This is a genomic window from Streptomyces sp. NPDC055287 (assembly GCF_053646035.1).
The window spans coordinates 210,243-231,649 of sequence record NZ_JBSHNE010000011.1; the positions used below are offsets into that span (position 1 = coordinate 210,243).

Sequence of the window (21,407 nt, forward strand, 5' to 3'; positions counted from 1 at the left end):
GCACGCGTTCCCGGCGTCAGCCTCCGATCGCCGGGGCGTACGTGCCGAAACTCCAGACGTTGCCCTCGGCGTCCCGGGCCATGTAGTCCCGGGAGCCGTAGTCCTGGTCCGTCGGCGGCATCAGGATCTCCGCGCCGTGCTCCACCGCCCGTGCGTGGTGCGCGTCCACGTCGTCGACCACCACGTACACACCCACCGGGCCCGCATCCGCCATCACCTTGGCGAAGATGCCCTCCCGGCCGTGCGACCCCACCATCACCGCGCCGTTGCCGTGCGCGAGCTCGGCGTGCTCGACGTAACCGCTCTCGCTCTCGTAGACAGCCACCTCCCGGAAGCCGAAAGCGTCCTTGAGCAGCCTGATGGCGGCCTTGGCGTCCTTGTACAGAACGGTCGGGTAAATGCTCGGTGCACCGGCCATGCCGATCACCTCGTCCTCTCGTCGAGTGCGTCGAATGTGACGTGGCTCTCAGTCTTGCACCGGCCACTGACAACGCCACTGTCACCGGCCGACGGTGTCGCACCGCCCGACGTCGCCCGTACCTGCCGCCGCGACGTACGCCTGCACCGGCCCGGTCCCCGCGCGCCCCGTCCGGGTCCGAACGGGGGACGCTGCCGCCCCCGCCCGCCGTGTCGGACCGGGCCCGGCACCCGCCCCCGGAGCCCGCGGCTACGTTCTGTCCCTGAGCCATGGGCGGCGCCGCAAGGGGGAATCGTGACTGCCAGCACGTCAACGGCCGCGCCGGCCGGTGGCATCCGCGGGCCCGCAGGCCCCCGCACTCCGAGCCCCGCGCCGCCCCCGCCCGCCTCCCGCACCCCTCACCGCCGCGCCCTGCGTGTCGCGCTCGCCCTCGCCGCCGCGACCCTCGCCCTGCCCCTGGCCGCCGCAGCCCACCAGGCCAGGCCCGCGCCGTACGGCGACCGGCTCACCGCCCACACCCCGGCCGCCCGCCCCGACCCGGCCCTGCGGATCAGGGGCGAGGCGTTCGAGGCGTACGACGCGGCGAGCGGCCTGCGGCACTGGACGCACAGCCGCGCGGGGCGCCGCCCCGTCGCGCTGCGCCCCGCGCCGGGCCACGCCTTCGCACTGTGGAGCGACGGTCTGGTCACCGACACCTCGCGCCCGGACGGCCGTACGGTCCGCTGGCACCGCGCCGTCCCCGGCCTCTCGCACTGGCTGGCGACCCGCGGCCCCGGTGGCGCCGTCGGCGCCCTGCAGCCCCTCGGCCCCGGCGCCGGCATGCTGGCCGTCGTCACCCCGCAGCGCATCGCGGCGTACCGCACCCGGGACGGCGACCTGCGCTGGGTGCTGCCGGCCGAGCCCGGCTGCGCCTTCGACGCGCACCGCACGGCCCGCGCCGGCCGAGCACTGCTGGTCGCGCAGCCCTGCGGCGGCGACGCTTCCTGGACGGCCGAGCTGGTCGCCGTCGACGATCTCGGCCGGATCGTGCCCGACCGCACACCGCTCGGCAACGCCCTGCCGGAAGACGGAACCCGCGCCAGAAAAGTAGTTGCGGGCGACCGTTAGACTGGGTCTATGGCAACTCTCCTTGTGCATTAGACGGCGTCGAAAGAAATCTCCGTCCGTCCCTTCCGCCGTCCATACCGCCCTGGAGTTTTTCCTTGATCACCGCCTCCGGCATCGAGCTGCGCGCCGGCGCCCGCCTTCTTATCGAGTCCGCCTCCTTCCGTATCGCCAAGGGCGACCGCATCGGCCTCGTCGGCCGCAACGGAGCGGGCAAGACGACCCTCACCAAGTGCCTCGCCGGTGAAGGCACCCCCGCCGGTGGCGCCATCACCCGCTCGGGCGAGGTCGGCTACCTCCCGCAGGACCCCCGCACCGGCGACCTCGACGTCCTCGCCCGCGACCGCATCCTGTCCGCCCGCGACCTCGACTCGGTCCTGCGCAAGATGCGCGAGAACGAGGAGCGCATGTCGAACGGACAAGGCGCGACCCGCGAAAAGGCGATGAAGAAGTACGAGCGCCTGGAGACGGAGTTCCTCACCAAGGGCGGTTACGCAGCCGAGGCCGAGGCCGCCACCATCGCCGCCGCGCTGGGCCTGCCCGACCGCGTGCTCGGCCAGCCGCTCCACACCCTCTCCGGTGGTCAGCGCCGCCGGGTCGAACTGGCCCGCATCCTCTTCTCGGACGCCGACACCCTGCTCCTCGACGAGCCGACCAACCACCTCGACGCCGACTCGATCGTCTGGCTCCGGGACTACCTCAAGAACTACCGCGGCGGCTTCATCGTGATCTCCCACGATGTCGACCTCGTCGAGACGGTCGTCAACAAGGTCTTCTACCTGGACGCCAACCGCTCGCAGATCGACGTCTACAACATGGGCTGGAAGCTGTACCAGCAGCAGCGCGAGGCCGACGAGAAGCGCCGCAAGCGCGAGCGTCAGAACGCCGAGAAGAAGGCGTCGGCCCTCAACTCGCAGGCCGACAAGATGCGCGCGAAAGCCACCAAGACCGTCGCCGCGCAGAACATGGCCAAGCGCGCCGAGCGCCTGCTCTCCGGCCTCGAAGCGGTACGGGTCTCCGACAAGGTCGCCAAGCTGCGCTTCCCGGACCCCGCGCCCTGCGGCAAGACCCCGCTGATGGCGGAGGGCCTCTCCAAGTCGTACGGCTCGCTCGAGATCTTCACCGACGTCAACCTCGCCATCGACAAGGGCTCGCGCGTCGTCATCCTCGGGCTCAACGGCGCCGGCAAGACCACCCTGCTGCGTCTCCTCGGCGGCACGGAGAAGCCCGACACCGGCGAGGTCATCCCGGGCCACGGCCTCAAGCTGGGCTACTACGCCCAGGAGCACGAGACTCTCGACCCCGAGCGTTCGGTCCTGGAGAACATGCGCTCGGCGGCTCCCGACCTCGACCTCGTCGCGGTCCGCAAGACGCTCGGCTCGTTCCTCTTCACCGGTGACGACGTCGACAAGCCGGCCGGCGTCCTCTCCGGTGGCGAGAAGACCCGTCTCGCGCTGGCGACCCTCGTCGTCTCGTCCGCCAACGTCCTGCTCCTTGACGAGCCGACGAACAACCTCGACCCGGCCAGCCGCGAGGAGATCCTCGGCGCCCTGCGCACGTACAAGGGCGCCGTCATCCTCGTCACGCACGACGAAGGCGCGGTGGACGCGCTGGAGCCGGAGCGGATCATTCTGCTGCCCGACGGCGTGGAGGACCTGTGGGGTCCGGACTACAAGGACCTCGTGGCCCTGGCCTGATCCCGGCCCGGTCGCCGGGCCTGATCCACTTGCACTGGATCATTCGGCTCACGGGTGATCCTTCATCTGAGTGAGTGGCTCTCGTACCCCGGCGTGTCATGCACCGGATTGCGGCCCGCCCCTTGTGGGGCGGGCCCTTTGCGTTCCACTGATCCTTTACCGCCCTGACCTGGCCGTTTCCTCGGAGTCTCGTTCGAACGTACGACGAAACGCCTGCGGAATTGTGCGCTCCGATTACGGCGGGCGGTTCCTCACCGGCAAACGTTGTTGTACGGACCTTGCCGAATGGGTGGCCAGGAAGCCGGGAAGGGGTGATCATGAGAGTCCAGAGCGCACTTCCTTGAGGAGGCACGGGTGGCCGAGACTCTGAAGAAGGGCAGCCGGGTAACCGGCGCCGCGCGCGACAAGCTCGCGGCAGACCTGAAGAAGAAGTACGACTCCGGTGCGAGCATCCGGGCGTTGGCCGAAGAGACCGGCCGCTCCTACGGATTCGTACACCGGATGCTCAGCGAGTCCGGCGTCACGCTGCGGGGACGCGGCGGGGCGACACGAGGCAAGAAGGCCACTTCGGCCTGACCGCCTCGGGCGGGCCCGGCCCATCGGTTTGTGGGCGGTGGCCACCCGGTCGATCGAAGGATCGCCCGGGTGGTTACTGTGCAGTCACTTACTGACCGCACAACTGCCACCCGGACCGGAGGCGCCACATGGCTTCGCTCGACTCTGTGCTCGACAAGGACGGCGTACGACTCACCGTCGAGGACGCCGTTGCCACGGTGACCCTGACCAATGCGGCCAAGCGCAACGCCCAGTCTCCCGCTCTGTGGCGGGCGTTGACAGAAGCCGGACGGTCGCTGCCGGGCAACGTGCGGGTCGTGGTGCTGCGCGGCGAGGGCAAGTCCTTCTCCGCCGGACTGGACCGGCAGGCGTTCAGCCCCGAGGGCTTCGACGGTGAGCCCTCCTTCCTTGATCTCGCACGCGGCTCCGACGAAGACCTCGACGCGGTCATCGCCGAGTACCAGGACGCGTTCACCTGGTGGCGACGCAGCGACCTCGTCACCATCGCCGCCGTACAGGGGCACGCCATCGGCGCCGGTTTCCAGCTCGCCCTGGCGTGCGACCTGCGGGTCGTCGCCGAGGACGTGCAGTTCGCCATGCGCGAGACCAGCCTCGGTCTCGTCCCCGACCTCACCGGTACGCACCCGCTGACCGGCCTCGTCGGCTACGCGCGTGCGCTGGAGATCTGCGCCACCGGGCGCTTTGTGCACGCGGCGGAGGCCGAGCGCATCGGCCTCGCCAACCTGGTCGTGCCCGGCGACGAACTCGACGGCGCGGTACGCGACTTGGCGGGTGCACTGCTGGCCGCTCCGCGCGACGCGGTGATCGAGACCAAGGCGCTGCTCCAGGGTGCGTCCTCGCGTACGTACGAGGACCAGCGCGTCGCCGAGCGCGCCGCCCAGGCCCGCAGGCTCCGTGACCTCGCGGGCCTCGGCGACTGAGGCGCTCTTGGCGCTTTCACCGATGCGCCCGCGCGTGCGTCGGCCGGCCCACTGACGGGCTCACTCCACGCGGGTCACCAGGACGGCCACCCTGACCCGGCCGTCCTGGGACGCCGCGACCGCCCTGCGCACAGCGATGGCGACGGCCAGCGCGCGGTGGCCCGCCGCCGTCGCCAGCTCCACCAGGACGTGGCCGTCGCCGACCCGTACCGGGTTGCCGAGCGTCCGGGTCAGGCCTGCCACGCCGGGGACGGCCGCGGCGGCCGCCGCGGCGCGGGCCGCGCCGCCGCGCGCCTCGTCCGGCTCCGTCCGGCCTTCCTCCGGCCGCGCGGCGCCGCCCTCGTCGTCGTACCGCTCCTCGTCGTCGTACCGCTCCTCGTATCCATCGGCGTCTCCCTCGTCCGGGGGAGTGGTCGTGAGGGGTTCCCCGCCCGCTTCCACCAGGTCCGTCACCCGCAGGTCCACGGTCATGACCGCGAGCCCCAGCCGGGCCGAAGCCGCCTCCTCCAGCACGATGCGCAGCCGCTCCGCCCGGTGCGGCAGAGGCTCGCCGCCCGCGGTGGCCGTGAGGTCCGCCTCGATCCGCAGCGGCCCGGGCGGGAGCGCGCCCGGTGGCGGCGGAACGGCGGGCTCAGCGGCGTTGTCCGGGTCGGCCAGCCCGATGCGCAGCGAACCCAGACTCACGCCGGGAACGTCCGCCGCCGCGCGCCGCAGAACCGAATCGGCCGCCTTCTCCGCAAGCCACGCGCCGTCCGACGCCTCGCCCAGGGGCAGCAGTCTGCCCAGGCCGAGTCGTTGCCGTACCGCCCGGGTCAATCCGTCAGGTGCCATTGCTCCAGCCTGCCGCATCCCCGGCGCGAGATCGGGCAACCGCACCTAATGTGGACAGCGGAGTCCAGTACCGCCCGGAAAGGGATGAACGGATATGACTGACACCCCGCAGCGAAACCGGCCCGACAACCCCGACAGGGGGTCGGTCGGCGAGGAGGCGAGGAAGACCTCAGTCACCAAGCGGGGCGGCGGCGATCCGGCCTCCCGGGGGCGTACGACGATCGCCGACGGTGTGGTCGAGAAGATCGCCGGTCTCGCGGCCCGCGACGTGGTCGGTGTGCACGCCATGGGCAGCGGGCTCTCCCGCACTTTCGGAGCCGTGCGCGACCGGGTGCCTGGCGGGACGAAGTCCGTCAGCCGGGGCGTCAAGGCAGAGGTCGGCGAGGTGCAGACGGCCCTGGACCTTGAGATCGTCGTCGAGTACGGCGTATCGATCGCCGATGTCGCCCGCGCGGTCCGGGAGAACGTCGTATCGGCTGTGGAACGCATGACGGGCCTTGAGGTCGTCGAGGTCAATATCGCGGTCAGCGATGTGAAGCTGCCCGACGAGGAAGAGGACGAGCCGGAGCCACGTCTCCAGTAGAGGGAGCAGCAGGATGAGCATGGCGGTGGTCGGCCTAGTGGCCGGTATGGCGCTCGGGTTCGCCGGGTATTTCGGCGGGTTCGGAGCATTTCTGCTGGTGGCGGCCTTGGGCGCGATCGGCTTCGTAGTGGGTAAGTTCGCCGACGGAGACCTCGAACCAGGCGAATTCTTCCGCGTGCGTGAGCGCGGCGGCCGGCCCAGGTGACCCCCGCGATGGCCACCGGTCAGATCGAGGCCGCCGGGCGCGGTGCGACCCGGATCGCCGACCGGGTCGTCGCGAAGATCGCCGCGCAGTCGGCGCGCGAGGCGCTCGGGAAGGTGCCGGAGGGCGGCAAGGCGCCGCACGCGACCGTGACCGTGCATCACGACAGGGCCCGGGTGCGGATCGTCCTCGAACTCGGCTACCCCTGCGACATCGGCGGACAGTGCGGTGCCGTACGCCGTGGAGTCACCCACGGGGTCAGCACGTTGGCCGGAATGGAGGTGTCCGAGGTGGCGGTTCACGTCGAGCGGCTGCACTCGGCCCAGGCACTCCAAGGGGAGCGGGGAAGGATCCGGTGAGCGAACCCGACAGCGGCCGCACGCAGCGGCTTCCCATCATCGAACGCGCGCAGGGCCCGTCCGGCGCGCCCGGCTCACCCGGAGCGGCCGACACGGCGCACCACCGGGTGCCTACCCTCGAGAAGGAGGAGGGCGGCGGGAAGGCGGGACGCTTCTGGTCCCCCCGCCGGGTGCCGGCCGCGCTGGTCGCCCTGGTGGTGCTCGGCGGGGTCGGTCTGCTGCTGTACGACATCGCGGCCGTACGGGCCGGTCACCCGGCGATGCGCTGGCGCCGCGAGCTGGCGGACGACCTCGCGACGCGGCCCCTGGACGACGTATGGGTGCTGGTCGGCGCGGGCGTCGCGGCGGCGCTCGGGCTGTGGCTGCTGCTCTTCGCCGTCACGCCCGGGCTGCGCGCGGTGCTGCCGATGCGGCGTACGTCCGCCGACGCCCGGGCCGGGATCGACCGGAAGGCCGCCGCGATGATGCTGCGCGACCGGGCCATGGAGGTGTCCGGCGTGCAGTCCGCGCGGGTGAAGGTGGGCCGCTCCAAGGTGCGGGTGCGGGCCCTGTCCCACTTCCGCGAACTCGACGACGTACGGGCCGACCTGGACACGGTGCTCGCCGCGGGCATCCGGCAGCTGGGGCTGGCGGGGCGGCCGGGTCTGTCCGTGCACGTTGGCCGGCCGGCCAAGAAGGGGTGACGGGGTCATGCCCAAGAAGGTCAACCGTGTCCTGCTCGGGCTCGCGGGCCTGGTGCTGCTCGCCGTCGGCGGAGGAGTGCTCGCCACCGGGCTCGGGATGTCCGTACCGTCGTGGTGGCCGTACGACGGGCGCGACGATGTGCTGCTGAGCGAGGCGGACCGTACGCGCTGGCGGGACTCGGGGTGGTGGTGGCCGGTCGTCATCGCGGTCCTCGCCGTGCTGGTCCTGCTCGCGCTGTGGTGGCTGCTCGCCCAGCTGCGCCGGCACCGGCTCGCCGAAGTGCTGGTCAACAGCGGCGACGGCGATGGTGCGGTGCTGCGGGGGCGGGCGCTGGAGAGCGTGCTGGCGGGCGAGGCGCGGACGCTGGACGGCGTGGAGCGGGCGCACGTGACGCTGACCGGGCGCCGGGACGCGCCCAAGGCGCGGCTCGCGCTGCTCCTCGCGCCCCATGCGGAACCGGCCGAAACGCTGTCCGGGCTCACGCACGGGGCGTTGGCTCATGCGCGGGACTCGGCGGGACTGGAGTCCCTCCCGGCGGAGATCCGTCTGCGGGAGGTCAAGCACGGGGCGCGGCGCGTGAGTTGAGGCGGTCGGTGCGCCGCGCGACGGCGCGACCGGTCGCCGGCCGGCGCCCCATGCGGAACCGGCCGGCGACCGAGAGAGCGGCAGACCGGGTCAGAAGCCGTGGCGGGCGCCGCCGTCGACCGGGAGCATGATGCCCGTCAGGTACGACGCCGCAGGGGACAGCAGGAACGCCGCCGCCTTGCCGAACTCCTCCGGCCGGCCGTAGCGTCGCAGCGGGATGCCCGACTCGTTGGCCGTACGCGCCGCCTCCGCGTCGCCGGACAGGGCGTCCAGCTGACGCACCCGGTCCGTGTCGATCCGGGCCGGCAGCAGGCCCACGACCCGGATGCCGCGCGGGCCCAGGTCGTCGGAGAGGGACTTCGCGAAACCGGCCAGTCCCGGCCGCAGGCCGTTGGAGATGGTCAAACCGTGGATCGGTTCGTGGACCGAGCCCGAGAGTACGAATCCGATGACGCCGCCCTCGGAGAGCTCGGCCGCCGCCGCACGGGCCAGACGTACCGCCCCGAGGAAGACGGAGTCGAAGGCCGCCTGCCACTGCTCGTCCGTGTTGTCGGCCGCGACGCCCGGCGCCGGGCCGCCGACGCTGATCAGGATGCCGTCGAAGCGCCCGAAGTGCGCCCGGGCGGCGGCGATCAGGCGCTCCGCCGACGCCGGGTCGGCGTTGTCCGCGGCGACGCCGATCGCGTTCGGCCCGAGCTCGGCGGCGGCGTCCGCGACCGCCTTCTCGTCGCGGCCGCTCATCACGACTTTCGCGCCGTCCGCCGTCAACTGCCGCGCCGAGGCGAAGCCGAGCCCGCGACTGGCCCCGGTCACGACGTACACCCGGTCCTTCAATTCAAGATCCATGGGGCCATCCTGCCGGTTCTTCCCCGTCGAGGGCGAGTGCGGACACCACAAGCCCGATATGACTGAATGCCTGGGGGAAGTTCCCCAGCTGCCGCCCGGTGGCCGGGTCGTACTCCTCGGCGAGCAGCCCCACGTCGCTGCGCAGCTTCAGCAGCCGCTCGAAGAGCTCCCGGGCCTCCTCCACCCGGTCCGTCATCCGCAGCGCGTCGACGAGCCAGAACGAACAGGCCAGGAACGTTCCTTCGTCGCCCGGCAGACCGTCGACGGTGAGGCGGTCCGTGCTGTAGCGGCGGATGAAACCGTCATTGCTGAGCTCGTCCCGCACCGCCTCGACCGTCCCCATGACCCGCGGATCGTCCGGCGGCAGGAAGCCGACCCGGGGAATGAGAAGCGCGGCGGCGTCCAGCTCGCGGGAGCCGTAGTACTGCGTGAAGGTGTTGCGCTCGGGGTCGTACCCCTTCTCGCACACCTCCCGGTGCACCTCGTCGCGCATCGCCCGCCAGCGGTCCGCGTCACCGCGCAGTGCCGGGTTCCCCTCCAGAGCGCGTACGGCGCGGTCGGCCGCCACCCACGCCATCACCTTGGAGTGCACGAAGTGCCGGCGCGGCCCCCGGACCTCCCACAGGCCCTCGTCCGGCTCGCGCCAGTTGGACTCCAGGAAGCCCAGGAGGCTGAGCTGCAGGTTCCACGCGTGCGGTTTGGACTGCAGGCCCCAGGTTCTGGCCAGATGAAGCGAGTCGATGACCTCTCCGTACACATCGAGCTGGAGCTGTTTGACGGCCGCGTTGCCGGTCCGGACGGGCTTGGAACCCTCGTATCCGCCCAGCCACGGCAGTTCCGTCTCGGGCAGCCGCCGCTCGCCGGAGAGCCCGTACATGATCTGGAGGTCGGCCGGATCACCCGCGACGGCCCGCAGCAGCCAGTCGCGCCACGCGGCGGCCTCGTCGAGGTAACCGGCGGCGACGAGCGCGCCGAGGGTGAGGGTGGAGTCGCGCAGCCAGCAGTAGCGGTAGTCCCAGTTGCGTACGCCGCCGATCTCCTCCGGGAGCGATGTGGTGGGGGCGGCGACGATGCCGCCGGTCGGGGCGTAGGTGAGCGCCTTCAGAGTGACGAGGGAGCGCAGGACGGCCTCGCGGTACGGGCCTTCGTACCCGCAGATCGCGGCCCAGGCCTCCCAGTCCTGGAGGCTGTGCTCCAGTCCTTCATACGGGTCAGTGAAGGGCGGCTGCGGCTGGTGCGACGGGTGCCAAGTAAGGACGAATGCAACTTTTTCGCCCTCGGCGACGGTGAACGACGAGTAGGTGGTGTACTGCTGGCCCCACGTCTTCACCCGGTCCGCCGGCTCGGCGCGCAGCCAGACGGCGTCGGGGCCCGCGACGGCCACCCGATGCCCGGCCGTGCGGCGCACCCACGGCACGATGTTGCCGTAGTCGAAGCGCAGCCGGAGCGTGGAGCGCATCGCCACCTCGCCGGAGAGGCCCTCCACGATCCGTACGACATCGGGGGCGTTGTCGCGCTGCGGCATGAAGTCGGTGACCTTGACCGAGCCGGAGCGGGTCTCCCAGACCGTGTCCAGGATGAGGGAGTCGCCGCGATACGCGCGGTGGGAGCAGCTGCTCCCACCGGCCGGGGCCATGCGCCAGTGGCCGTTCTCCTCGTCACCGAGCAGCGCGGCGAAGCAGGCTGCCGAGTCGAAGCGGGGAAAGCAGAGCCAGTCGATGGAGCCGTCCCTGCCGACCAGTGCCGCGGTCTGCAGGTCCCCGATGAGCGCGTAGTCCTCGATGCGTTGGGTCACGCACACTCGTGTTCCCGCACAGACGTGGCATTAAGCGGCCTCCTGCGAGGGTCGCCGGACGGGCCTCGGCTCAGGCGTCCGCGGTGGCGGGCTCGGCCGGTGTCACGTCGCCCGCTTCGGCCGCCGCGGCGCGATCGCGCAGTTCGCGGCGTACGAGAACGACCCAGCCGAACGGTACGGCGGCGGCGAACAGCCACCACTGCACGGCGTACGCCATGTGCGGGCCGATCGAGTCGGCGTCGGGTTCGGGCACCAGCTGCGGCCTGGGGCCCGCCGGGACGGGCTCGGTCTGCTCGATGTATCCGCCGAGGACCGGCCGCGAGAGCACCTTCGCCTGCTGCTCGCTGTTGATCAGCATGATCTGCCGGTTCGGCAGACCGCGCAGGTCCTTGATGCCGCTGGCCGCCGTCGTCTCGTCGGCCTTGAGGCGTCCGGTGACGATGACTTCGCCCTTGGGCGCGGCCGGGACCTCGGGGAACGCCTGCTGGTCGGTGCCGAAGGGAATCCAGCCGCGGTTGACGAGCACGGCGCGGCCGTCGTCCATGACCAGCGGGGTGAGGACGTGGAACCCGACCTTGTCGTCGGCGTCGGTCCTGCGGCGTACGACGACTTCGTGCGCGGTGTCGTACGTGCCGGTGGCGGTCACCCGGCGCCAGTAGTCGGCGCGCGGGACGGTGTGTCCGGGGGAGGTGAGGTCGCCGACGGGAAGGGGCTTCGCCCTGAGGTTCCCGGAGATCAGCTCGTTCTGCGCGACGCGGTGCTCGTGCCGGTGCAGCTGCCAGAAGCCCAGCTCGACCATCGCGGGAATGAGGACGAGCATCAGGAGGGTGAGGATCACCCACTGCCGGGACAACAGGAAGCGGTACACGTCCTTGACGTTACCTGGCGGGCGGTGATCCCCGGCGAGTGGGTCTCCCGCCGGGGCGAGCCCGCGTCAGCGGCCGCGTGGCCTTCAGACCCGGTCGACGATGCCCACCTTCCCCTCCGAGCGCGAGCAGTGCGCGCCGCAGTACCAGTGGCCGTCGACCTCGACGCCCTGGCCCAGGATCTGCACCCGGCAGTGCTCGCAGATGGGGGCCATCCGGTGGATGGCGCAGGAGAAGCAGTCGAAGACGTGCACCGCGCCCTGCGCGTGCACCTCGAACGACATGCCGTAGTCGTTTCCGCATACCTCACAACGTGCCATGCGCCACAGGGTGGGGCGGCGGGCGGCGGGAGGGCGAGTGGCCGGCGGGCGAGTCGCGCGCCAATCACCCGTCTGCCGGAGACACGTCCCGCAGCAGCTGGGTGAAGGCGGCCTCGTCGACGACAGGGGTGCCGAAGGACTTGGCCTTGACGGTCTTGGACGTGGCCGAGTCGGGGTCGTTGGTCACGAGCAGGCTCGTGAGCCGGGACACACTCGTCGCGATGTGCAGGCCCGCCTCGACCGCGCGGTCCTCCAGCAGCTCGCGGTCCACCGAGGTGTCGCCGGAAAACGCCACCCGCATGCCCTGCTTGAGTAGTTTGCCCGGTTCGTACCGCCCGGGGTTCGGGTACGGGCACGCGGGCCGCTTGCGCGACGGACGCCAGGTGCCCCCGCCGCCACGGTACGACGCCTGGTGACCCACCCTCGGCGTCGCCGGCGAGTCCGACCACTCCGTGAGCGGTCGGCATTCGAGCAGCGGCAGCCGTACGCCGCCCTGCGCCGCGGCGTGCAGGCTCGGGCGGAACGCCTCGGCGAGTACGCGCGCGTCGTCGAGCGCGTGGTGCGCACGCTGCTGCACGACGCCGAAATGTGCGGCCAGCGACTCCAGCTTGTGATTGGGCAGCGGCAGGCGCAGCTCCTTGGAGAGCGCGATCGTGCACAGCCGCTGCTGCACGGGCGCGGTGCGCTCGGCCCGCGCGTACTCGCGGGCGATCATCGACCAGTCGAACATCGCGTTGTGCGCGACGAGCACCCGGCCGTCGAGCCGCTCGGAGAGTTCGGCGGCGATCTCGGGGAACAGCGGGGCGCCCACGAGCACATCGCTCGTCAGGCCGTGGATCCAGACGGGGCCGGGGTCGCGCTCGGGGTTGACGAGCGTGTACCAGTGGTCCTCGACGTTCCCCCGGAAGTCCAGCCGGTAGACGGCAGCGGAGATTATCCGGTCGTCACGCGCGAGCCCGGTGGTCTCCACGTCGACGACCGCGTACCCCTTCGGGTAGGCGGTCGGCCACGGCGCTGCTGTCGATTGGTCTTCGAGCATGGTCACTGAGGATACGGGCCTCCACTGACAGCCCTGTCCGCCCGGGTGAGCAGACCGTCCACCAGAGCCCTCACCGAGTTGACGAAGAGGCGTTCGGGATCGGCGGGGCGGGCCAGGGCGCGCGCGAGCGCCGGGTCGTGTTCCGCGCTCCGCGCGTCCCACAGATCCTCCTCGCCCGGGTGCTGAGCGGGGGCGCGTTCGCGGTTGCGCTCGACGAGGACGTACCCGACGACCTGGAACTGGACGGCGCGTACGGCCTCGGCGGCCCGCGCGCCGCGCAGACCCGCCGCGTGCACCTCGTGGACCAGCGCCTGCTGGGCGGGCAGGAACATCCGCTCGGTCAGCCCGCGTTCGTGGACCATCGCGATCAGGTGCGGGCGCTCGCGCAGCTCGCGGCGCAGGCCGCGGGCGACGGAGACGATGCGGGCGGCCGGGGTGCGGCCGGCCGGGCGGACGGCGCTCATCTCCTCCACGGTCCGTTCGACCAGGGCGTCGAGGAGCGACTCGCGGTTGCCGACGTGCCAGTAGATCGAGGTGACCGCCGTGCCGAGCTCGGCGGCGAGCTTGCGCATCGTGAGCGACGCCGGACCGTGCTGCTTGACGAGGGCGGCGGCCGCTTCCAGGACCTCCTCGCGGGTCAGCGCGGCGCGCGGGCCGCCGCCCCCTGTGCTTCCTGTGCTGCGTGTGCTGCCTGCGTTCTGCGTGCTCTGCGTGCTCCGTGTGCTCCGTGGCATGGAGCCCCCCAAATCCGTTGCCTGCACGGCTCTTTCCCCTTCATCGAGGCTGGTGTAACAGTGTTACAGGTTTCCTCCCGATGAAGGGCGGTACGACATGGCACGCGTACGGTACGGCGCGCGGACCGAGGCCGAGATCGCGGCGGCTCGCGCATCCGCTTCCGGGCTTCCCGACATCTGGTCCACCGGTGTGGTCGCCCTCTGGGAGAGCGACCCCGACGCGGTGGCGGCCGTACTGCCGCCGCCCCTCAAGCCCGCCGAGCGGCCGCTCGTACGGGCCAACATCAGCAAGGTCGAGCTGCCGGGCTACCCCCTCGGCGCCGGCTCGGTGGCGGTCGCGGCCGTCCACGACGGGGTCACCGGCTGGTACCCCCTCGTCATGCCGATGACCCACGAACGGGCCCTGATCGGCGGCCGCGAGGTCTTCGGCGAGCCCAAGAAGCTGGGCGAGGTGACCGTCGAGCGCGACGGCCTGGTCGTACGCGCCTCACTCGCCCGGCACGGCATCGCCTTCGTCGAGGTCCGGGGCGCGGTGGAGGGGCCGCTGCCGCTGCCCGAACCGGCCGAGAAGGTGGACTTCTACTACAAGTTCCTGCCCGCTGTGGACGGCCGGGGCTTCGACGCCGACCCGGTCCTCGTGCACTGCGTCCGCAACGAGAAGGTGCGCAGGCTCGAGCGGATCACCGGTGACGTGGTGCTGCGCGAGTCGATGTACGACCCGGTCGCCGATCTGCCCGTACGCCGCGTCGTGGAGATCACCATCGGTGAGAAGACCACCGACCAGAAGGGGCGCGTGGTGGAGCGGGTGAGCGCGGGGGCGCTGCTCCCGTACATCCACCAGCGGTACGACGACCCGCTGCAGATCCTCGACGGCCCGCCGGAGGGGAGCGTCTGATGCGGCTGGGGGAGGGCCAGGTCGCCGTCGTCACGGGGGCGGCGAGCGGCGTCGGTCTCGCGATGGTCCGCCGGTTCGCCGCCGAGGGGCTCAAGGTCGTACTCGCCGATGTGGAGGAGGGGGCACTGGAGAAGGCCGCCTCCGAACTCCGGGCGGAGGGGGCGCAGGTGCTCGCCCGCGTCGTGGACGTCGGCGAGCGCGACGACGTCACCGCGCTCGCGGACGCGGCGTACGACACCTTCGGCGCGGTCCACGTGCTGTGCAACAACGCGGGGGTCGGCTCCGGCGCGGAGGGGCGCATGTGGGAGCACGAGGTGAACGACTGGAAGTGGGCGTTCGCCGTGAACGTGTGGGGCGTCTTCCACGGCATCCAGGCGTTCGTCCCACGGATGATCGCCGGCGGCGAACCCGGGCACGTCGTCAACACGTCGTCGGGGGACGGCGGGATCGCCCCGCTGCCGACTGCTTCCGTGTACGCCGTCACCAAGGCGGCCGTCGTGACGATGACCGAGTCGCTGTACGCCCATCTGCGGGCGGAGGGCGTTCCCGTGAGCGCGTCGGTGCTGTTCCCCGGACCGCACATGCTCCGTACGGGGCTGTGGGAGTCGCACCGCAACCGGCCCGCGCGCTACGCCAAGGAACGGCCGCGCAGGACGCCGTACCGCAGCCTCGGGCAGTGGGAGACGGCGATGGAAGAGGCGGGGCACGCGATCGAGTTCACGCCGGTCGAGGACGTTGCCGGAACCGTCGTGGACGGGATAGCGGCGGACCGCTTCTGGATGCTGCCGGCGAGCGAGCACAGCGACCGGCAGATCCGAGCCAGGTCGCGGTCGATGCTCGACCGCTCCAATCCGTCGTACCTGGAGAGCTTCATTCTCGACTGAGGGGGATGCGCGATGACAGCGCAGAGCGACCCGTACCTGATCATCTCCTCCGACTGCCACGCCGGACTGCCGACCGAGCGGTACCGGCCCTATCTGGACAGCGCCTTCCACCGGGACTTCGACGACTTCCTCGGACAGCGGGACGCCCGCCGCGAGGAGATGACACGCCTGGGCGTACGCAACGAAGCCTTCGCCGCCAAGTGGTTCCACGACAACGAGGAGGGCCTGCGGGGCGGCTGGGACTCCGCCCAGCGCCTCAAGGAGCTGGACGGCGACGGGGTGGCGGCCGAGGTCGTCTTCCCCGACGCCGATGCCGTGGACAGCCAGACCGCCGCGCCCTTCGGAGTCGGCCTCGGCCTCTCCGGGGACCAGGACCCGCGCCTCGGCATGGCGGGCGCGCGGGCGCACAACCGGTGGCTCGCGGAGTTCGTGGCGCAGAACCCCGAACGGCACTGCGGCGTGGCGCTCCTTCCCATCACGGGCGAGGTGGGGGCGGTCGTCGCCGAGATCAACCGGGCCAAGGAGTCCGGGCTGGGCGCGCTGATGATCCCCTCGATGTGGGTCGACAAGGCGCCCTACCACGACCGCCGTTACGACCCGGTGTGGGCGGCCGCGGCCGAGACGCGGATGCCGGTGGTGACCCACTCGGGAGCCGCACCCCGCCACGAGTACGGCGACCACCTGGGCATCTACGTCTCCGAGGTCACGTGGTGGCCGGCCAGGCCGCTGTGGTTCCTGCTGTGGTCGGGCGTCTTCGAGCGCCACCCGGGGCTGAGGTTCGGCGTCGCCGAGTCCGGCTGCTGGTGGCTGCCGAACCAGCTGTGGTTCATGGACCGCCTCTACCTGGGCGCGCACGGCGGGAAGAAACTCTCGCCCTTCGCCGAGCTGCAGCGGCCGCCGAGCGAGTACCTGGACCGGCAGGTCTTCATCTGCGCCACCAACACCAAGCGCCGCGAACTCGCCCAGCGCTACGAGATCGGCGTGGACAACATCCTGTGGGGCAGCGACTTCCCGCACCCCGAGGGCACCTGGCCCGACACGCGCGCGTGGCTGCGGCGGACCTTCCACGACATCCCCGTCACCGAGACCCGCCGCATCCTCGGTCTGGCCGCGGCCGAGGTCTTCGGCTTCGACACGGCGAAGCTCGCCCCGCTGGCGCGGCGCATCGGCCCGACGCCGGGGCGGCTGGGCCAGCCGGACGACCAGGGGCCCGTGGAGGCGTCGTGGATGAGGTCGCGCGAGGTGGGCAGGCACTGGCTGACCGGCCACGACTTCCCGCAGCTGGGGGTCGCGCCGTGACCGACGACCGTTACACCGTCATCTCGGCGGACTGCCACGCGGGCGCCGATCTCCTCGACTACAAGCCGTACTTGGAGAAGCGCCACCACGACGACTTCGAAGCCTGGGCGGCGACGTACGTCAATCCGTACGAGGACCTCCTCGCCGACACCGCCGACCGCAACTGGAATTCCGCGCGCCGCCTCGCCGAGCTGGAGGCGGACGGCATTGTGGCGGAAGTGGTCTTCCCGAACACCATCCCGCCCTTCTTCCCCAGCGCCTCGCTGATGGCCCCCGCCCCCTCGAAGGCGGAGTACGAGCAGCGATGGGCCGGTCTGCGAGCCCACAACCGCTGGCTGGCCGACTTCTGCGACGCCGCACCCGGGCGCCGCGCCGGCGTGGCGCAGATCCTCCTCAACGACGTCGGCGAGGCGGTGCGCGAAATCCGCCGCACCAAGGACGCGGGCCTCACCGGAGGCATACTGCTGCCGGGCGCGCCGCCGGGTTCGGGCCTACCCGAGCTCTACTCGCGGACGTACGACCCGCTCTGGGCCGTCTGCGAGGAGCTGGACGTACCCGTCAACCACCACGGCGGGTCCGCGTCCCCGCCGCTGGGCGACGAACCGGCCGCGCGCGCCGTCTTCATGGTGGAGACGACGTGGTTCTCGCACCGGGCCCTGTGGCATCTGATGTTCGGCGGGGCGTTCCGCCGCCACCCCGGCCTGAGGCTCGTCCTCACCGAACAGGGCTCGGGCTGGATCCCCGGCGTGCTCGGCATGCTGGACTACTACCACTCCCGTCTGGTGGCGGCGGCGACCCGCGCGTCCACCGCGGAGTCGAAGTTCGGCGCGGGCCTGGCGGGCTCGATGGGCAGCAGCCCGAGTGAGGTCTGGCGCGACAACTGCTACGTCGGCGCGAGCTTCATGCGCCCGCACGAGGTGCCGCTGCGCGACCGGATCGGGCTCGACAAGATCATGTGGGGCAGCGACTATCCCCACGACGAAGGTACGGCGCCGTACTCCCGCGAGGGCCTGCGGATCGCGTACGCCGGTCTGCCGCGCGAGGAGATCGCGGCCATGGTGGGCGGGAACGCGGCCCGCGTGTACGGCTTCGACCTCGGCCTGCTCGACCCGATCGCGGCGAAGGCCGGCCCGCGGGTGACGGAGACGGCCGAGCCGCTCCCGCTCACGGAGATCCCGCCCGACGCGACGAGTCCGGCCTTCGCGCCGGGCGGGTCGGTCCGTGTCTGGTGACAGCACGGGTGAGACCCTCCCCGGGTGACTGAGCAGACTGATGGCGAGGCCCACGGCGGAGCCCTCGGCGCGCGCCTGAACTGGCTGCGCGCCGGGGTGCTCGGAGCCAACGACGGCATCGTCTCGACGGCCGGCATCGTCGTCGGCGTCGCCGGGGCGACCGACGAGCGCTCCGCGCTCCTGACGGCGGGCCTCGCCGGACTGCTGGCCGGGTCCATGTCGATGGCGGCGGGGGAGTACGTATCGGTGTCGACGCAGCGCGACTCGCAGGAGGCGGCGCTGGCGCAGGAACGGCGCGAGCTGCGGGAGGAGCCGGAGGCCGAACTGGCGGAGCTGACCGAGCTGCTGGCGGCGCGCGGACTGTCCGAGGACGTGGCCCGCGAGGCCGCCCAGCAGCTCACCGAACGCGACGCGCTGCGCGCGCACGCGCGCGTGGAGCTCGGCATCGACCCCGAGGACCTCACCAACCCGTGGCACGCGGCCGTCGCGAGCTTCGTCGCCTTCACGGTCGGCGCACTGCTCCCGCTCTTCGCGATCACTCTCCCGCCCCCCTCCTGGCGGCTCCCGGTCACGGTCGTCTCGGTCCTGGTCGCCCTGGCCCTGGCGGGCTGGAGCAGCGCCCGGCTGGGCGCCGCTCCACCGCGACCGGCGGTGCTGCGGAACATGGCGGGCGGGGCGCTGGCGATGGCGGTTACGTACGGGGCGGGGTCGGCGCTGGGGGCGGCGGGGGTTTAGCGGTGGCGGATCAACCGCTCCGCGAATGGGGGCGAATTCCGCATCGCGCGCCGCGCTGACAGGCCGTCTCACATACTTGTCGGTAACAACCCCTAGCCGAGCGCTCATCTGCGCCTCTATCGTGCGGGCATGCCGAACCTGCCCGATGTCGTGCTGTGGTCGATACCGGCCTTTGTCCTGCTCACCGTCCTGGAGATCGTGAGCTACCGCCTGCATCCCGACGAGGACGCCGCCGGGTACGAGACCAAGGACGCCGTCACCAGCGTCGGCATGGGGCTCGGCAGCATCGGCTTCGACTTCCTCTGGAAGATCCCGATTGTCGCGATCTACATGGCGGTGTACGAGCTGACGCCCGCCCGCGTCCCCCTCCTGTGGTGGACGATCCCGCTGATGCTGCTCGCGCAGGACTTCTTCTACTACTGGTCGCATCGCGGCCACCACGTCATCCGCATCCTGTGGGCCTGCCACGTCGTCCACCACTCCAGCCGCAAGTTCAACCTCACCACCGCCCTGCGCCAGCCCTGGACGAGCCTCACCGTCTGGCCGTTCTACCTGCCACTGATCGTGTGCGGCGTGCACCCGGCAGCCCTCGCGTTCTGCTCGTCCGCCAACCTCGTCTACCAGTTCTGGGTGCACACCGAGCGGGTCGGCAAGCTGCCGCGCCCATTCGAGTACGTCCTGAACACGCCGTCCCACCACCGCGTCCACCACGCCTCCCAGGGCGGCTACCTGGACCGGAACTTCGGCGGCATCCTGATCGTCTGGGACCGGCTCTTCCGTTCCTTCGCGGCCGAGACCGAGCGGCCCGTCTACGGCCTGACCAAGAACATCGAGACGTACAACCCGCTGCGCGTGGCCACCCACGAGTACGCCGCCATCGCCCGCGACGTACGGGCCGCCACCACCTGGCGCGAGCGCGCGGGCCGGATCTTCGGAGGCCCGGGCTGGCAGCCACGGCCGGCGGAGCCGAAGGTCACCGGGCAGGCGCAGGAAGCCGCCGCGGGACGCGCCGCGTGAGCGCCGCCGAAGCCACCCCCGCCGCCCCGCGTGCGGGCGCCGGAGCGGACACCGTCCGGCGTGCCGTGTGGGCCCGGGGGCTCCTGGTCGCCTTCGGCGTCGCGGCCCTCGCCGACCTCGGCTCGCTCGTCGCGGGCGCGGACCTCGGCCACCAGATCGCCAAGCCGCTCCTGATGCCCCTGCTGGCCGCGTACGCCGCAGCCCGCGGCGGCCCCCGTCTCCTGATCGCGGCGCTGCTCTTCGGCTGGGGCGGCGACGTCCTCCTGCTCTCCGACGCCGAAGCGGCCTTCATGGCCGGCATGGGCTCCTTCGCCGCCGGTCACGTCTGCTACCTCGTGCTGTTCGGACGCGGCCGTACGTCGCCGATCCTCGGCGCCGGGTACGCCGTCGCCCTCCTCGCCACCGTCGCGCTCCTGTGGCCCGACCTCCCCGCCGACCTGCGGGTCCCCGTCGCCGGGTACAGCCTGCTGCTCACGGCGATGGCGTACCGCGCGAGCGGCCTCGGCCTGTACGCCGGACTCGGCGGCGCGCTCTTCCTGCTCTCCGACACCCTCATCGCCACCGGCGTCGCCGGGTGGCCCCAGCTGCCCGCCCCCGACTTCTGGATCATGCTCACCTACCTGGCCGCGCAATACCTGCTGGTCAAGGGCGTGCTGAGGCGGCAGGAGGCCCCGCCCGGCCCGGCGGCGTACGGTGAAGGCCGCACCACCGTCTGAGCACCGAGGATCCGCCCCATGCGCGCCACCGTCATCCATGCCCCGCACGACATCCGCGTGGAGGAGGTGCCGGACCCCCGGGTCCAGGAACCCACCGATGTGGTCGTACGGGTGCTGCGCGCCTGCATCTGCGGCAGCGACCTCTGGGCGTACCGGGGGGAGTCGGCCCGGCAGCCCGGGCAGCGCATCGGGCACGAGTTCCTCGGCGTCGTCGAGGAGGCCGGGTCCCGCGTGGCCGGGTTCGCGCCCGGCGATCTCGTCGTCGCGCCCTTCGTGTGGTCCGACGGCACGTGCGAGTACTGCGCCGAAGGGCTCCAGACCTCCTGCCCGCAGGGCGGCTTCTGGGGCTCGGTCGGCTTCGACGGCGGACAGGGCGAGGCCGTCCGCGTGCCCTTCGCCGACGGCACGCTGGTCAAGCTCCCGGCCGCCGCTGCCTCCGACGACCGGCTGCTGACCGGACTCCTCGCCCTCTCCGACGTGCTGGGCACCGGACACCACGCGGCCGTCGGCGCGGGTGTGCGGCGCGGCTCGACGGTCGCGGTCGTCGGTGACGGCGCGGTCGGACTGTGCGGTGTGCTGGCCGCCAAGCGCCTCGGCGCCGAACGCGTCATCGCGCTGGGCCGCCACCTGGCACGCACCGACATCGCGAAGACCTTCGGCGCCACGGACATCGTGGCCGAGCGCGGCGACGCGGCGATCGCGGCCGTACGGGAACTCACCGGCGGCCAGGGCGCGCACGGCGTGATCGAGGCCGTCGGCACCGAGCAGTCGATGCGCACGGCCGTCGGCATCGTCCGCGACGGCGGTTCGATCGGTTACGTCGGCGTCCCGCACGGCAGCGGTACCGGCCTCGACCTGAGCGTGATGTTCGACCGCAACATCGCCCTGCGCGGGGGAGTGGCGCCCGTGCGCGCCTACATTCCGGAACTGCTGCCGGACGTGCTGGACGGGACGATCGACCCGTCGCCGGTCTTCGACGTGAGCGTCGGCCTCGACGGCGTGCCCGGAGGCTACAAGGCGATGGACGAGCGCACCGCGCTCAAGGTCCTCGTCAAGCCGTGACGTCCTGA

The 21,407-nt window shown here is 71.9% G+C and carries 25 protein-coding genes; 17 read left to right on the plus strand and 8 right to left on the minus strand.

Features of this window, described 5'->3' with window-relative positions; translation table 11 throughout:
• Window positions 1–16 precede the first annotated feature (16 nt).
• Entirely contained in the window at window positions 17–418 is a 402-nt protein-coding gene (locus tag ACWIHY_RS19790; RefSeq protein ID WP_454376930.1) for a VOC family protein, read from the minus strand.
• Between the two features lie 294 nt (window positions 419–712).
• On the opposite strand from ACWIHY_RS19790, the gene ACWIHY_RS19795 reads away from it, so the two are divergent.
• The 4 genes from ACWIHY_RS19795 (at window position 713) to ACWIHY_RS19810 (ending at window position 4,715) form a co-directional block, all read left to right on the plus strand.
• Entirely contained in the window at window positions 713–1,525 is an 813-nt protein-coding gene (locus ACWIHY_RS19795) for a hypothetical protein (protein WP_454376931.1), read from the plus strand.
• A 95-nt stretch (window positions 1,526–1,620) separates the two neighbouring features.
• Window positions 1,621–3,219, plus strand: a complete 1,599-nt coding sequence (locus ACWIHY_RS19800; RefSeq protein WP_454376932.1) for an ABC-F family ATP-binding cassette domain-containing protein — start codon at window positions 1,621–1,623, stop codon at window positions 3,217–3,219.
• 354 nt (window positions 3,220–3,573) lie between these two features.
• Window positions 3,574–3,795 carry a helix-turn-helix domain-containing protein gene (locus tag ACWIHY_RS19805; protein WP_009337982.1) on the plus strand — a complete coding sequence of 74 codons (222 nt, stop codon included), beginning with the start codon at window positions 3,574–3,576 and terminating at the stop codon, window positions 3,793–3,795.
• Between the two features lie 128 nt (window positions 3,796–3,923).
• The gene (locus tag ACWIHY_RS19810) at window positions 3,924–4,715 is read left to right on the plus strand and encodes an enoyl-CoA hydratase/isomerase family protein (RefSeq protein ID WP_454376933.1); all 792 of its coding nucleotides are present in this window, start codon (window positions 3,924–3,926) and stop codon (window positions 4,713–4,715) included.
• A 60-nt stretch (window positions 4,716–4,775) separates the two neighbouring features.
• On the opposite strand, the gene ACWIHY_RS19815 is transcribed toward ACWIHY_RS19810, so the two are convergent.
• Complete coding sequence (locus tag ACWIHY_RS19815; protein WP_454376934.1) at window positions 4,776–5,546, minus strand: hypothetical protein; 771 nt, start codon at window positions 5,544–5,546, stop codon at window positions 4,776–4,778.
• A 94-nt stretch (window positions 5,547–5,640) separates the two neighbouring features.
• On the opposite strand from ACWIHY_RS19815, the gene ACWIHY_RS19820 reads away from it, so the two are divergent.
• From ACWIHY_RS19820 to amaP, 5 genes are read left to right on the plus strand one after another with little or no spacing between them, the layout of a single operon-like run.
• A complete protein-coding gene (locus tag ACWIHY_RS19820) occupies window positions 5,641–6,129 on the plus strand; it encodes an Asp23/Gls24 family envelope stress response protein (RefSeq protein ID WP_454376935.1) in 489 nt (162 codons plus the stop codon).
• Window positions 6,130–6,142: 13 nt separating this feature from the next.
• Window positions 6,143–6,334 (plus strand): hypothetical protein, encoded by a 192-nt coding sequence (locus ACWIHY_RS19825; RefSeq protein WP_454376936.1) that lies wholly within the window; start codon window positions 6,143–6,145, stop codon window positions 6,332–6,334.
• An 8-nt stretch (window positions 6,335–6,342) separates the two neighbouring features.
• The gene (locus ACWIHY_RS19830; RefSeq protein WP_454376937.1) at window positions 6,343–6,690 is read left to right on the plus strand and encodes a hypothetical protein; all 348 of its coding nucleotides are present in this window, start codon (window positions 6,343–6,345) and stop codon (window positions 6,688–6,690) included.
• Window positions 6,687–7,373: a DUF6286 domain-containing protein gene (locus ACWIHY_RS19835; protein WP_454376938.1), complete on the plus strand. Its 687-nt coding sequence runs from the start codon at window positions 6,687–6,689 to the stop codon at window positions 7,371–7,373. Before ACWIHY_RS19830 ends, ACWIHY_RS19835 begins: the two co-directional genes overlap by 4 nt.
• 7 nt (window positions 7,374–7,380) lie before the next feature.
• The gene (gene amaP, locus ACWIHY_RS19840; RefSeq protein ID WP_454376939.1) at window positions 7,381–7,959 is read left to right on the plus strand and encodes an alkaline shock response membrane anchor protein AmaP; all 579 of its coding nucleotides are present in this window, start codon (window positions 7,381–7,383) and stop codon (window positions 7,957–7,959) included.
• 90 nt (window positions 7,960–8,049) lie between these two features.
• Here the strand turns inward: amaP and ACWIHY_RS19845 are convergent, their stop codons facing one another.
• The 6 genes from ACWIHY_RS19845 to ACWIHY_RS19870 form a co-directional block, all read right to left on the minus strand.
• On the minus strand, window positions 8,050–8,805 hold the full coding sequence (locus ACWIHY_RS19845) for an SDR family oxidoreductase (RefSeq protein WP_454376940.1): 756 nt from the start codon (window positions 8,803–8,805) through the stop codon (window positions 8,050–8,052).
• Window positions 8,795–10,600 (minus strand): glycoside hydrolase family 15 protein, encoded by a 1,806-nt coding sequence (locus ACWIHY_RS19850; protein ID WP_454376941.1) that lies wholly within the window; start codon window positions 10,598–10,600, stop codon window positions 8,795–8,797. Before ACWIHY_RS19850 ends, ACWIHY_RS19845 begins: the two co-directional genes overlap by 11 nt.
• 70 nt (window positions 10,601–10,670) lie before the next feature.
• A complete protein-coding gene (locus ACWIHY_RS19855; protein WP_454376942.1) occupies window positions 10,671–11,468 on the minus strand; it encodes an SURF1 family cytochrome oxidase biogenesis protein in 798 nt (265 codons plus the stop codon).
• 84 nt (window positions 11,469–11,552) lie between these two features.
• Window positions 11,553–11,786, minus strand: coding sequence for a hypothetical protein (locus ACWIHY_RS19860; protein WP_454376943.1), 234 nt, complete (start codon window positions 11,784–11,786; stop codon window positions 11,553–11,555).
• A 64-nt stretch (window positions 11,787–11,850) separates the two neighbouring features.
• Window positions 11,851–12,831 carry a DEDDh family exonuclease gene (locus ACWIHY_RS19865; protein ID WP_454376944.1) on the minus strand — a complete coding sequence of 327 codons (981 nt, stop codon included), beginning with the start codon at window positions 12,829–12,831 and terminating at the stop codon, window positions 11,851–11,853.
• Window positions 12,828–13,559, minus strand: a complete 732-nt coding sequence (locus ACWIHY_RS19870) for a TetR/AcrR family transcriptional regulator (RefSeq protein ID WP_454376945.1) — start codon at window positions 13,557–13,559, stop codon at window positions 12,828–12,830. Before ACWIHY_RS19870 ends, ACWIHY_RS19865 begins: the two co-directional genes overlap by 4 nt.
• A 97-nt stretch (window positions 13,560–13,656) precedes the next feature.
• Between ACWIHY_RS19870 and ACWIHY_RS19875 the strand changes: the two genes are divergently transcribed.
• The 8 genes from ACWIHY_RS19875 to ACWIHY_RS19910 all read left to right on the plus strand — a co-directional run bounded on the left by ACWIHY_RS19875 (window position 13,657) and on the right by ACWIHY_RS19910 (window position 21,399).
• The gene (locus ACWIHY_RS19875; protein WP_454376946.1) at window positions 13,657–14,454 is read left to right on the plus strand and encodes an acetoacetate decarboxylase family protein; all 798 of its coding nucleotides are present in this window, start codon (window positions 13,657–13,659) and stop codon (window positions 14,452–14,454) included.
• Window positions 14,454–15,338, plus strand: coding sequence for an SDR family NAD(P)-dependent oxidoreductase (locus ACWIHY_RS19880; protein WP_454376947.1), 885 nt, complete (start codon window positions 14,454–14,456; stop codon window positions 15,336–15,338). The genes ACWIHY_RS19875 and ACWIHY_RS19880 overlap by 1 nt, the downstream gene beginning before the upstream one ends.
• 12 nt (window positions 15,339–15,350) lie before the next feature.
• Entirely contained in the window at window positions 15,351–16,637 is a 1,287-nt protein-coding gene (locus tag ACWIHY_RS19885; protein WP_454376948.1) for an amidohydrolase family protein, read from the plus strand.
• A complete protein-coding gene (locus ACWIHY_RS19890) occupies window positions 16,634–17,869 on the plus strand; it encodes an amidohydrolase family protein (protein WP_454376949.1) in 1,236 nt (411 codons plus the stop codon). Before ACWIHY_RS19885 ends, ACWIHY_RS19890 begins: the two co-directional genes overlap by 4 nt.
• Before the next feature lie 24 nt (window positions 17,870–17,893).
• Window positions 17,894–18,604: a VIT1/CCC1 transporter family protein gene (locus tag ACWIHY_RS19895; RefSeq protein WP_454376950.1), complete on the plus strand. Its 711-nt coding sequence runs from the start codon at window positions 17,894–17,896 to the stop codon at window positions 18,602–18,604.
• Between the two features lie 129 nt (window positions 18,605–18,733).
• A complete protein-coding gene (locus ACWIHY_RS19900) occupies window positions 18,734–19,621 on the plus strand; it encodes a sterol desaturase family protein (RefSeq protein ID WP_454376951.1) in 888 nt (295 codons plus the stop codon).
• Complete coding sequence (locus ACWIHY_RS19905) at window positions 19,618–20,337, plus strand: lysoplasmalogenase (RefSeq protein ID WP_454376952.1); 720 nt, start codon at window positions 19,618–19,620, stop codon at window positions 20,335–20,337. The genes ACWIHY_RS19900 and ACWIHY_RS19905 overlap by 4 nt, the downstream gene beginning before the upstream one ends.
• Before the next feature lie 18 nt (window positions 20,338–20,355).
• The gene (locus tag ACWIHY_RS19910) at window positions 20,356–21,399 is read left to right on the plus strand and encodes a zinc-dependent alcohol dehydrogenase family protein (RefSeq protein WP_454376953.1); all 1,044 of its coding nucleotides are present in this window, start codon (window positions 20,356–20,358) and stop codon (window positions 21,397–21,399) included.
• Window positions 21,400–21,407 lie beyond the last annotated feature (8 nt).